This is a genomic window from Halomonas sp. DP1Y21-3 (assembly GCF_019801245.1).
Classification (GTDB): domain Bacteria; phylum Pseudomonadota; class Gammaproteobacteria; order Pseudomonadales; family Halomonadaceae; genus Halomonas; species Halomonas litopenaei.
This window is the reverse complement of sequence record NZ_JAHVJM010000001.1, coordinates 1,121,738-1,133,583: the sequence shown is the minus strand read 5'-3', so window position 1 is coordinate 1,133,583 and position 11,846 is coordinate 1,121,738. Positions and strand designations below refer to the sequence as shown.

Sequence of the window (11,846 nt, the reverse complement as noted above, 5' to 3'; positions counted from 1 at the left end):
CGTCGAAGTCCAACGATGACCGGCGGCCTCGTGCAGAGAGCCGCCGGCCGGTAGTGACAGAAACGTGCCTGGTTGTTACTCGAGGCAGGCTTCGATCTCGTCAAGCGACGGCAGGTTGTCGGTGACGCGGCTCATGTTGTAGGGCACCGAGACGTCACGCCACTGGGCGTAGTCCTGCATGTAGCTGATCATCGACTGGTAGACCTTGCCGAGCATCGGGTCCTCGCAGGAACCCTGCACGATCACCTGGTTGGTGACCTCCTGGATCTGGGCCAGGTCTTCCTCGGACAGCTGGTTGATGGTGGTGCCGTCCTCGAGGAACTTGGCGGTACCCTCGGTGGACTGCTTCTCGGACCAGGCCAGCGACCAGGCCATGGTGGCCTCGGAGGCGATCTTCAGCTTCTCCTGGGTCTCCTCGGACAGAGCGTCCCAGGCGTCCTTGTTGATCATTACACCGAACACGCTGGCAGACTGGTGCCAGCCCGGCGTCATCCAGTAGTCGGCAACCTCGGAGAAGCCGGCCTTGTAGTCGACACCGGGGGTCGAGAACTCGGCGCCGTCGACCACACCACGCTCGATGGCCTGGTAGATCTCGCCGCCGGCCAGGGTGACCTGGGAACCACCAAGCTGCTCGAGCACCCGCCCCTGGTCACGCCCGGACAGACGCAGACGCTTGCCTTCGATGTCGGCGAGAGACGCGATCGGGGTGCCGCCGCGGAAGCCGGACTCGTTGTTGGTGATACCGTAGGGCAGGTAGACCAGGTTGTACTGGCCGTAGATCTCCTGGTAGAGCTCGAAGCCGCCCCACTGGGTGATCCAGTTCAGGTAGTCCATGCCGTTGAACAGGCTGGGGGTGGCTGCCAGCGGCGAGAACGCCGGGCTGCGGCCGGCCCAGTAGCCCGGCCAGTCGCCGGCGGCCTGGATGCTGCCGGTCTCGGTGGCGTCGAAGACCTCGGTGCCGGGCATCAGGGTGCCGCCAGCGTAGAACTCGATCTGGATCTCGTCCCCGGCCAGCTGGTTGACCAGCTCGGCCCAGTGCTTGTCGATCTGGATCAGGTCGAGGTTTTCCGGCCAGGTGGTGGTCATGGTCCACTTTTCCTGGGCCATGGCGCCACTCGACAGGGCGGCCAGGGCGATGCCGGCAGCCATGCTGGTCAGGGTAAACTTGGTCATTTGCTTCATGCAGGTGCTCCCCGTGGGTTGTTGTGTTCTGTGCAAAGGAGGCGATCGCTGCCTCACCGAAATTGCGTCCGGCACCCTGGGCCATTGTCTTGGGTTCGGTGCCTGGGGGTAGTGGCGTTCCAGCGTGGGGTTGGCCCACGATGGCGCCTCGGCTTCATCAAGCTAGCACGGTCTTCAAGAGATGATCGATGCGACCCATGTCGATGAAACGGCACACTTTTTTGGCGGCTGCACAGTCGATGGCGTGAGAAAAAGTTTCGACAATTCAGCAAAATGAATAAGTTAGAGCGACATCTATGCTGCGCTGCCGTAGTCGGCTCGATCGTTTAATCGGCGCAGCCTTTAGACCAAAGTTGATTTATCAGGGAGCCTTAATGTCCCACTTTTTGACCCGACAGGACCTCGCGCGGCTCGCTGCCTTTCGACAGCAGCTGCGAGGGCGGCGCTTTCGCGGCTTGCTGTGGGTGAGCGAGGCTCCAGACCGGGCGCGGGGCGTTGCCCACGAGTGCCTGGCCCAAGGCGGATGGTCGGCGCCGCTGTGGGTCGGGGAAACGTCGATCGACAAGTCTGCTGACGGGGCCGGCACCGGGGCCCATGACAGGGCCGGCAACGGGGCCCATGCCAGGGCCGGCAACGGGGCCCATGCCAGGGCCGGCACCGGGGCCCCTGACAGAGCAGCCAACCCCCCGCCGTCGCTTGAGCGCCTTCCCGCCGCCAAGGCGCGCACCCGGCTCGGCGGCGAGCACGACCTGGTGGTGTTCGACGCCGCCTCGCCAGGCACTGGCCTCGATCCTGACGCCCTGGGGGCGGTGGCCGGCACCCTGGTGGCGGGAGGCCTGCTGGTGCTGTTGACCCCCGACGACGGTGGCCGCCGACCCGACGACGACTACCGCCGCCTGGCGGCCCACCCTTGGCGGCCGGAACAGCTCACGAGTCGCTACCTCGAACGCTGCCATCGGCTGCTGGCGGGCTTTCCCGGCATGCTGCGCTGGCGGCAGGGGGAGGGCCTGACGGCAACGCCCGATGATGGCCAGGAAAGCCCTTTTGCCGATGGCTCATGTTCAGACAACCCTTGTCCAGACAGCCCTTGTCTAGACAGCCCCGACCCGGATTGCCTGAGCCCCGACCAGGCCGAGGTGGTACGTCGGCTGACGCGGCTCAGGCGTCGCCGCCCGTTGGTGATCACCGCCGACCGTGGTCGCGGCAAGTCGGCGGCGCTGGGCATCGCCTGCGCCCGCTTGCTGGTCAAGGCCGAGCAGCAGCGCCAGGCGCCGCTGGATATCCTGGTGACCGCGCCACGGGCGTCCTCGTTGGCGCCGGTATTCGAGCGCCTGGCGGCGCTGCTGCCCGAGGGACAGGGCGACGAAAGGGGCTTCGAGGCGCCCGGGGGGCGGGTGCGTTTTATCGCCCCTGACGCTCTGACGGACGCCGTCGCCCGGGGGGAAGCCGGCGGCCCCGGCTCGCTGCTGCTGGTGGACGAGGCGGCGGCGATTCCGGCGGCGCTGCTGGGCGAGTGGCTGGCGGCATTTCCGCGGCTTGCCTTCGCCACCACGGTGCACGGCTACGAGGGCTCGGGGCGAGGCTTTGCGTTGCGCTTTCGTCGTCATCTGGAGGCGCAGACGCCCCAGTGGCAGGACATCGCGCTCAGGACGCCGATACGCTGGGCCGATGGAGACCCCCTTGAGCGGGCCATCGACGCGCTGCTGTGCCTGGATGCAGAACTTCCCACAGTGCCGAAGGGGGCGAGGGTGAGTGCGCCTTGTCCTGGTCAAAAGTTGGCCGAGCTGCCCTGTACCACGCTCGATCGCGATGTCCTGGCCCGGGACGAAGCCTCCCTGAGAGCCATCTTCGGCCTGCTGGTCCAGGCTCACTACCGCACCACCCCGGCGGACCTGCGGGCGCTGCTTGACGCACCGGCGACCCGCATCTCGATCCTTGGTACACCACGTGCGCCGCTGGCGGTGTGCGTGTACGTCGATGAGGGCGGCTTCGATGCCGATCTGGCCGAGCGGGTGCTGCTGGGACAGCGACGCCCGCGTGGTCACCTGATGGCCCAGTCGCTGGCGGCCCACGCCGGTGAAGCCGCGGCGCTGAAGGCACCCAGCGCCCGAATCACTCGGATTGCCGTACACCCCGACTGGCGCCGCCTGGGGTGCGGGGCGAGGCTGATCCAGGAGGCGGCACGCCAGGCCGAACAGGCCGGCAAGGCACTGCTGGGGGCGAGCTTCGGCGCCGATCCGGAGCTGCTGGCTTTCTGGCAGGCGCAGGGCTTTCGTCCGGTGCGCCTGGGACTGACCCGGGAGGCCGCCACCGGCGAGCATGCGGCGATGGTGGCGCTGGCCCTGGGGGAGCACAACCGGGACCTGATCGAGCGGCTGTCGCGGCGCTTTGAGCGGCAGTTGCCGGGGCTGCTGGCCTTCGAACTGACACGCCTGTCGCCACCTTTGGTGCTGACGTTGCTGGCAAGCGTCGGCGACCGCTGTGCATTCGACGCCGAGGACCGCTTTTCTCTCGACGCCGAAGATCGCTTTTCTTTCGGCGCCGAAGACTGCTTTTCGCTCGACGCCGAAGATCGCTTTTCTTTCGACGCCGATGACCGTCGTGAGCTCCAGGACCTGGCCAGGGGCCAGCGCGAGCCGGCGCTGGCGCGTCCGGCCATCCAGGCCCTGGTTCGCCGGCTGGCGTCGCTGTCACTGTCGCCGCCCATGTCGTCGTCCATGTCGTCGTCCATGTCCAAGGCTGACGATGACCACGACAGTCTGGCCTGGCTCGCAGCGTGGGCGTTTCAGGGACGTTCGGAAAGTTCCCTGGCGCAGGGGCTATCGCTGCGCGGCAAGGCACAGGTCAAGCAATGGTTGCGGGACGCCGTGGGCCGAGCCCTGGCACTGCTGGAGGCCCTTTCCAAGGCCCCGGGGCGAGGGTAGAGTGCCAACATTCGCAAAGGCAGACATAGACATCATGAACGAACATCTCGATAGCCTCGCTCCGACCGCCGTATGGCGTCACTTCCGTACCCTGTGCAACACGCCGCGCCCCTCGGGCCACGAGGCGGCTCTGGTCGAGATCCTTGAAGCCTGGGCAGACGAGCGCGGCATCGCCCACGACCGTGACGCCTACGGCAACCTGCGTCTGTCCAAGCCGGCGAGCCCCGGGCGCGAAGGGGCACCGGGGGTGATCCTCCAGGGCCATCTGGACATGGTGGCCCAGGCCAACGCCGACAAGCCCCACGACTTCACCCGGGATCCCATCGTCACGCGGGTCGAGGACGGCTGGCTCAAGGCCGACCAGACCACCCTGGGCGCCGACAATGGCCTGGGGGTGGCGGCGGCGCTGGCGATCCTCGGCGATGATGAACTCGTCCATGGTCCGCTGGAGGCGATCTTCACCCTGGAGGAAGAGACCTCCATGGGCGGTGCGCTGAATCTGGCCGAAGGCTGGCTGGAGGGCAGTCTGTTGCTCAACCTGGACTCCGAGGACCGTGGCCAGGTCTACATCGGTTGTGCCGGTGGCGCCGACGTGGTGGTCGAGGCCCAGTTGCCGGTGGAGTCGGTGGGCGAGGACGAAGAAGCCCTGACGCTGAGCCTCAAGGGACTGCGTGGTGGCCACTCCGGAATCGATATCGACAAGGGGCTGGGCAACGCCAATCGCCTGCTGGTGCGGGTGCTGCGCGCCCTCGACAGCTGCGAGGTGCGCCTGGTCGACTACCGTGGCGGCACCCTGAGAAACGCCATCCCCCGCGAGGCCGAGGCGGTGGTGATGGTGCCTCGGGACGAGATCGACGCGCTGCGCTCGCGCATCGAGCGCCTCGAGGCCGATATGCGCCGAGAGCTGTCCGGCGTCGACGAGGGCCTGCGGCTGACCCTGGAGCCCTGCGCCACGCCGCGTGAGGAAGCGCTGACCCGCCACGCCAGCCGCCTGCTGGTGGCGGCGTTGCACGCCGCGCCCTGCGGTGTCGAGCGCATGAGCGTCGAGGTGCCAGGCGTAGTCGAGACCTCCAACAACCTGGGCGTGGTCAGCCTCGAGAACGGCCGCTTTCACCTGTGCGCCCTGGTGCGTTCACTGCGCGACAGCGCCACCATGGATCTGGCCGAGCGCTTCACCGCGCTGTTCGAGCTGATCGGTGCCCGTACCCGGGTCGAGAACGGCTACCCCGGCTGGACGCCTCAGCCCGACAGCGACCTGCTCAAGCGCTTCTGTGAGCTGCATCGTCAGCGCCTGGCGGTGGACCCGGAGATCAAGGTCATCCACGCCGGGCTCGAGTGCGGGATTCTCGGCGGCAAGTACCCCGAGCTTCAGATGATTTCCTTCGGCCCCCTGATTCGCGGCGCCCACTCGCCGGACGAGCGCGTCGAGATCGCTTCGGTGGAGGAATTCTACGGCCTGCTCAAGGCGCTGATCGGCGACCTGGCCGAGGGCACCCGCTGATATGAGGCTGAGATGAGTCCGGCTCTCGAGTCACTGTTCGCCCAGCCCCTGGCGCCGGCTCTTGCCGGCGTCTCGCTGCTGGCGATGACGTTGCTGGCGCTGGCCTGGCGAGGGTATCGACAGGGGCAGCGGCGTGAACAGGCCCTGGCAGCAGAGCTCGAGACGACCAAGGCTCAGCTCGAGCAGCGGCGCGAGGCCGCACGCCAGCTCGAGCAGGAGCTGGCCATCAGCGATGCCCAGCTCGACGCCAGCCGAGAGCAGCTCGAGACCCAGCGGGGCGAGCTCGGCGCCGCCCGTCAGCAGCTCGCCGATGTGCGTGAGCATAACGCCCGCCTGGAGACCGAGCGCGAGCAGATGGCGGCGCGTCATCGCGAGCAGATGGCGCTGGTGGAATCCTCCCGGGAGCAGCTCAAGCAGGAATTTCATCGGCTCGCGGGCCAGGTCTTCGACGAGCGCCAGCAGGCCTACCAGACCCAGAGCCGCGAGGGACTCGAGTCGCTGCTCAAGCCGTTTCGCGAGCAGGTGGACCAGTTCCGCCTGCGGGTCGAGGACCTGACCGGACAGCACAGCCGCGAGGCGGTATCGCTCAAGGCCCAGATCGAGCAGCTGGCGGGTCTCAACGCCCGCCTCGGCGAGGAGGCGGCGGGGCTTGCCCGGGCGCTCAAGGGCGACCAGAAGGCCCAGGGCGGCTGGGGCGAGTTGATGCTTGAGACCGTGCTGGAACGCAGCGGCCTGCGGCGCGACATCGAGTACCGCCGCGAGGTGTCGATGAACGGCGAGCAGGGACGCCAGCGTCCCGACGCCATCATCTACCTGCCCGAGGATCGCCACCTGATCGTCGACGCCAAGGTCTCCCTGACCGCCTGGACCCGGGTGGTCAACGCCGACGACGAGACCGAGCGCGAAAGCGCCATGAGCGCCCACCTGACCTCGCTGCGCAGCCATATCCGCGGACTCGCCGCCAAGGACTACCCGGCCCTGCCGGGGCTGCATTCGCCGGACTTCGTGTTCCTGTTCGTACCGGTGGAACCGGCCTTCGCCGCGGCCTTCGAGCGTGATCCCTCGCTGTTCCAGGAAGCCTTCGACCGCCAGGTGGTGGTGGTCACCCCGACCACCCTGCTGGCCAGTCTGCGTACCGTGGCGGGGCTCTGGAGCATGGAGCGCCAGAACGAGAACGCCCGGGTCATCGTGTCACGGGCAGAGCGCCTGCTGGCCAAGTTCTCGGGGTTCGTCGACAGCCTCGACGACGTCGGCAAACACCTGGAGCGCGCCAGCGCCAGTCATCACCAGGCGATGAACCGGTTGTCCCAGGGCCAGGGCAGCCTGGTCGCTCAGGCGCTCGAGCTCGAACGCCTCGGCGCGCGGATGAAAAAGCCGCTGCCGGAGGAGCTCAAAAGGGCGGCTCAGTCGCCGGCGACGCTGGGCAACGATGGTCAGGCCGTCGACGACGCCTGAAGTGACCGCCGTAAACGACGACGCCCCGCTCAAGCCGAGCGGGGCGTCTTCCTTTGCACTGCGTGGGTCGCCAGGAGGTCAGCCCAGGTAGGCGCCCAGCATCCACACGGTCTTTTCCTGCTCTCGGATGTAGTCTCCGACCTGGGAGGCGGTGCCTTCATCGTCGGCGTCGGAGGCAACGGACAGGATCTCGCGCTGCAGTTCGATCAGCCGCTGGTAGCCTTCCAGCATGCCGCGCACGCAGGCTTCGCCGTCATGCACGTCCTTGGCCTCGGTGATGCGCGACAGCGAGATATAGTCGCTGTAGGCGTGAACCGGCTTGTGTCCGAGGGTCAGGATGCGCTCGGCGACCTCGTCCACCTTGGCCAGCAGGTCGGTGTAGAATTCCTCGAATTTTTCGTGGAGTTCGAAGAAGTTCGAGCCCTTCACGTTCCAGTGATAGCCACGAACGTTCATGTAGAAGATCTGGTAGTTGGCCAGGAGCTCGTTGAGCTTTTCGGCCAGATCGCTGGCGCTGCCTGAATGCAGGCCGATGGCGTTAGTGTCGCTCATGCAATACCTCCTTGATCGCTGTGTTCCAGTCTATCCCTAAGGGAGGGCGTTGGAGAGTGAATCTCTTCCATCGCCACGATAGCGTCCATTGATGACGCCTGCCTATGACGTAGGGATGACATAGGGACGACGAAGGCCGCTTTCAAGGGCAGCCCTGTCACCTCGGTAGGCCGGGCCTCCCTTCAACGGCCGATGGCCTGGAGCGTGCGAATCAGGTTCTCGCTTCGATCGGCGAGCAGCTCGGCGCAGCGTTCCAGCGCCTCGTCCAGTGCCATCGGGCCGTCGGCCAGGGCGAAGGCGGCGCTGACGCCCTCGTCCAGCGCCGCCTGCCAGCCTGGTGCCATACGACCGGCCAGCACGATCACCGGCACCCCCTTGGCGCGGGCCGCCCGCGAAATGCCGATCGGGGTCTTGCCCGACAGGCTCTGGCCATCGAGCTGACCCTCGCCGGTAATCACCAGATCCGCTCGTGCCAGGCGTTCGTCCATGCCGGCCTGTTCCATGATCATCTCGATACCTGGGCGAAGCTCGCCGCCAAGGAAGGCAGCGACGGCAAAGCCCATGCCTCCGGCCGCGCCCGTGCCGGGGGCGTCGCGCAGGTCCTCGCCGAGGCACTCGGCGGCCTTGTCGGCCCAGTGCGCCAGGGCGGCGTCCAGGCGCGCTACATCGGCTTCGCTGGCACCCTTCTGGGGACCGAATACCGCGCTGGCGCCGCGCTCGCCCAGCAGCGGATTGTCCACGTCCACCGCCGCCTCCACCCTGACATCGGCCAGACGCGAATCGAGCCCCGACAAATCCACCCGTGCCAGTCCCTCGAGTCCCGCCCCGGTGGGGGGAATCGGCTGGTCGTCGGCGTCGAGCAGACGGGCGCCCAGGGCCACCAGCATGCCGGCGCCCCCGTCGTTGGTGGCGCTGCCGCCCAGGGTGATCAACAGGCGTTCGGCGCCAGCGTCCAGGGCGGCCAGGATCAGCTCGCCGACGCCGTGGGTGGTGCTGTCCAGCGCGGTGCGCTCTGACGGGCTCAGCGCCTGCAGGCCGCTGGCCTCGGCCAGCTCGATATAGCCGGTGCGGGACTCTGGGTGCCAACCCCAGGCGGCCTCGGCGGGGCGCCCCAGGGCGTCCTGTACCCTGACGCTGCGTTTTTCGGCCCCGGTTGCGCCGAGCAGGGCGTCGAGGCTGCCCTCGCCACCATCGGCCATGGGGCACTCGTCGATGGTGATGTCCGGGTCGGCGCGGCGGGCCCCCTCGGCAATGGCGCGGGCGGCGTCGCTGGCGGCCAGGGCATCCTTGTAACTGTCGGGGCAGATCAACAGGTTCATGGTCGGTCCTCTGGTGAAAAGGTGGGCGCACGCCTGAGGGGCGACAGGCGGATCGCCGCTGGGCCCGAGGTTCGGCTGGGCGAGCGTTTGCCCGTGGCTCGGGACAGCGTAGACTCTTGACAGTATTTCACGCCCCTGGCTGGGAGGTCCTGATGCAAATGTACAAAAATTTGCCCGATAGAGGCCGCAACATTTGGGCGAAATGCTCATCAGTGGCGGTGCTGGGCCTGTTGCCCTGGCTAAGCGCCTGTCAGAGCACGCCTCAGCAGATGCCGGTGGCGGAACCCGCTCCCTCGTCCGGGTGTCAATGGCCGGTGGTAGCCGGCTCGGTATCCCTGGCCGATGTGGTCACGGTGCTGGAAGGCCGCGACTTCCTGGTGCGTGATACCGATACCGCACTCGGGGTGGTCAGCGCCGAGAAGACCGAGCGCACCACCTACCATAACGCCGACGCCGTGCGCCCACGCCTGGGCGGCTTCGTGCTGGGTGGCAGCGGTGGCCACGTCGGCGCCGGCGTAGGGGTCGGCTTTGGCTCCTGGGGCTGGGGTACCAACGACGATGCGACCCGGGTCGAGCGGGTCTCGGTGGCGCTGGATGGCCAGGACGTCCGTCTGACGCGGGATATTCGCCTGTTTGACTGGACCGGCCAGCTACGTGAGTCGCGCACCGCCAGTGACGCCGACTTCTGTGCATCGGTGCGTCAGCAACTGGCGTCGGTGGCATCCAGCAGCGGGGGCGTGCAATGACGCGAAGGTGGACATCAGTGGAGCGAAAGGCCCCCGGAAAGAGACTGCTGGCGGTGGTGCTGATGGCCGTCTGGCTGTCGGGGTGCGCCAGCTCATCGTCGGTAGCCGAGCCGCCGCGCCAGATGCTGGTCGCGGTAGCGCCCGGGCCGGCCCTGAACGAAACCCTGGCGATGCTGCTTGAGCAGGGCTATGTCATCACCCAGGCCGACGGCGAACTGGGGCGCATCGACGCCTCCCTGGCACGTCCGCCGGGCTATCGCCTCGAGGCGCGGGTCGAGCCTGCCGGCGCCTCCGGTGCCAGCGTCTCGCTGCAAGGCTACCGTGGCGGGCGGCGCCTGCCGCCTGCGGTGGTGGAACCCCTGTTTGTCGAACTACAAGGAAGACTCGCCCGTTGATCTATCTCTCGCGTGCTGTGGCCGGATTTCAGGCCGCTTTGGACTTGCATCGCCGCGCCGTGGCGGCATTTCTTCTGTCTCTCGCGCTGGGAGCCGGCCTGTGGCTGGCGCCCGCCACACTGGCGATGGCGCATCCCCATAGCTGGGTGGATCTGTCGGTGACGCTCGAGACCGACGACCAGGGCAGGGTCACCGCCCTGCGCCAGGTGTGGCGCCTGGATCCCTTCTACAGCCTGGTGCTGCTCGAGGAGGCTCGCGCCGCCGAGGATGGCCAGGACGCCGCGCTGGATCGCCTGGGGGGCGACATGCTGGTCAATCTTGCGCCTCGGGACTTCTTTACCGAGGCCGAGGTCGACGGCAAGGCGCTGGCCTTCGCAGCGGTCAGCGAAGCCACGGTGATGGCCCGTGACGAGCGCGTGGTGCTGCACTTTCGGCTGCCGCTGGCCGAGCCTCAGGACCTTGCCGGCAGTACCCTGGAATATCGCGTCTTCGATCCCTCCTACTACGTCGAGGTGGTGCACGAAGCCGACGACGAGGGGCCTCTGGCCCAGGCGTTGAGCGTGCCGGATGCCTGTCAGGCGTCGATCATCGTCGCCGACCCCGATCCCGAGAAGGTCATGGCGGCGGCCCAGCTCGATGTCGACGATAGCGCCCCCCAGGGGCTCGGTCGCTTCTTTGCCGAGACGGGGCGGGTGTCATGCTGAGCAGGCAACGACCCTGGCTGCAGCTGGCTCTGGCGCTGGGCGTGGTGGCGGTGCTCATCCTGGCGCTCGAGGCCAGCGGAGCGCTGGACGCCCTCGGACACTGGGTCATCGCCATGCAGGTCGACCTGCACCGCCGCTTGACCCAGGCGGTAACGCTGCTCGACCGGACGCCTTCCTCCGACGCCTGGCTGACCTTGATCGGCCTGAGCCTGTTCTACGGTGTCTTCCATGCCGCCGGGCCAGGCCACGGCAAGGCCGTGATCAGTGCCTACCTGGTCTCCCAGGGCGGGGCCTGGCGGCGGGCCCTGGCGCTGTCGGTGGCGGCCGCCCTGCTGCAGGGTGCGGTGGCCATCGTGCTGATCCTGGCGCTGGTGCAGGGACTTGGCTGGCTGACCCGGGAGGCCCTGGGCAGCGTGGTCTGGGTCGAGCGACTGAGCTTTGCGCTGGTCGCGCTGCTGGGCCTGTGGCTGAGTGCACGGGCGCTTGGACGACTGCTCAAGATCGCGCGATCCTCCTCGGCGGACCTGACGCCTTCTCATGATGGCCACCATGGCCCTCATGAAGCGCACCGCCACGACCAACACCACGGTCACCACGAACACCACCACGGTCACCACGAACACCACGATTGCTGCTCCGGCCATCATCATGTCTCGCCCCACGGGCCGCGTCGGGAGGCCTGGCTTGCGGTGCTGGCGATCGGCGCAAGACCCTGCTCCGGGGCGGTGCTGCTGATGGGGGTGACCAGCCTGCTCGGCCAGCCCTGGATGGGGGTGGCCGCGGTACTGGCGATGTCGCTGGGTACCGCCTTGACGGTATCGACGCTGGGGCTTGCCAGCGTGTTGGCGCGGGACTGGGTCGCCGCTCGTGCCGCACGGACCTCCGCCGCTCGTGGTCGAGTGATGGCGCGGCTGGGCGCGCTGGTGGCGCTGACCGGGGGGCTGTTGATCGCCGGGCTCGGGATCCTGCTGATGTCTCAGGTCGGCGCCAGCGACCCCAGCCTGCCACTGATGTCCCCCGGAGGGCGACCAGGGGGACTGGGAGCCTGAGCCAGGCCGCTTCGACCTG

The 11,846-nt window shown here is 67.9% G+C and carries 10 protein-coding genes; 7 read left to right on the top strand and 3 right to left on the bottom strand.

The features are described from left to right. Window positions 1-75 precede the first annotated feature (75 nt). Window positions 76-1,182, bottom strand: coding sequence for a TRAP transporter substrate-binding protein DctP (gene dctP, locus KUV74_RS04960; protein WP_045991388.1), 1,107 nt, complete (start codon window positions 1,180-1,182; stop codon window positions 76-78). Window positions 1,183-1,556: 374 nt separating this feature from the next. Here dctP and KUV74_RS04955 point away from each other — a divergent pair, with 374 nt between their 5' ends. Genes KUV74_RS04955 through rmuC form a run of 3 tightly spaced genes read left to right on the top strand, consistent with a single transcriptional unit; the run spans window position 1,557 to window position 7,062 of the window. Then, entirely contained in the window at window positions 1,557-4,106 is a 2,550-nt protein-coding gene (locus tag KUV74_RS04955) for a GNAT family N-acetyltransferase (RefSeq protein WP_222515748.1), read from the top strand. Window positions 4,107-4,140: 34 nt separating this feature from the next. Continuing rightward, a complete protein-coding gene (locus KUV74_RS04950) occupies window positions 4,141-5,607 on the top strand; it encodes an aminoacyl-histidine dipeptidase (RefSeq protein WP_108131142.1) in 1,467 nt (488 codons plus the stop codon). 12 nt (window positions 5,608-5,619) lie between these two features. Next, entirely contained in the window at window positions 5,620-7,062 is a 1,443-nt protein-coding gene (gene rmuC / locus KUV74_RS04945) for a DNA recombination protein RmuC (protein WP_222515747.1), read from the top strand. 78 nt (window positions 7,063-7,140) lie between these two features. On the opposite strand, the gene KUV74_RS04940 is transcribed toward rmuC, so the two are convergent. Then, window positions 7,141-7,614 carry a Dps family protein gene (locus tag KUV74_RS04940; protein ID WP_222515746.1) on the bottom strand — a complete coding sequence of 158 codons (474 nt, stop codon included), beginning with the start codon at window positions 7,612-7,614 and terminating at the stop codon, window positions 7,141-7,143. Window positions 7,615-7,796: 182 nt separating this feature from the next. Continuing rightward, a complete protein-coding gene (locus KUV74_RS04935) occupies window positions 7,797-8,933 on the bottom strand; it encodes a glycerate kinase (protein ID WP_222515745.1) in 1,137 nt (378 codons plus the stop codon). 212 nt (window positions 8,934-9,145) lie between these two features. On the opposite strand from KUV74_RS04935, the gene KUV74_RS04930 reads away from it, so the two are divergent. Genes KUV74_RS04930 through KUV74_RS04915 form a run of 4 tightly spaced genes read left to right on the top strand, consistent with a single transcriptional unit; the run spans window position 9,146 to window position 11,827 of the window. Continuing rightward, complete coding sequence (locus KUV74_RS04930; protein ID WP_108195008.1) at window positions 9,146-9,679, top strand: hypothetical protein; 534 nt, start codon at window positions 9,146-9,148, stop codon at window positions 9,677-9,679. A 17-nt stretch (window positions 9,680-9,696) separates the two neighbouring features. After that, complete coding sequence (locus KUV74_RS04925; RefSeq protein ID WP_315900718.1) at window positions 9,697-10,074, top strand: hypothetical protein; 378 nt, start codon at window positions 9,697-9,699, stop codon at window positions 10,072-10,074. A 59-nt stretch (window positions 10,075-10,133) separates the two neighbouring features. After that, entirely contained in the window at window positions 10,134-10,778 is a 645-nt protein-coding gene (locus tag KUV74_RS04920) for a DUF1007 family protein (RefSeq protein ID WP_231498421.1), read from the top strand. Next, complete coding sequence (locus KUV74_RS04915) at window positions 10,772-11,827, top strand: nickel/cobalt transporter (protein ID WP_261395082.1); 1,056 nt, start codon at window positions 10,772-10,774, stop codon at window positions 11,825-11,827. Before KUV74_RS04920 ends, KUV74_RS04915 begins: the two co-directional genes overlap by 7 nt. Window positions 11,828-11,846 lie beyond the last annotated feature (19 nt).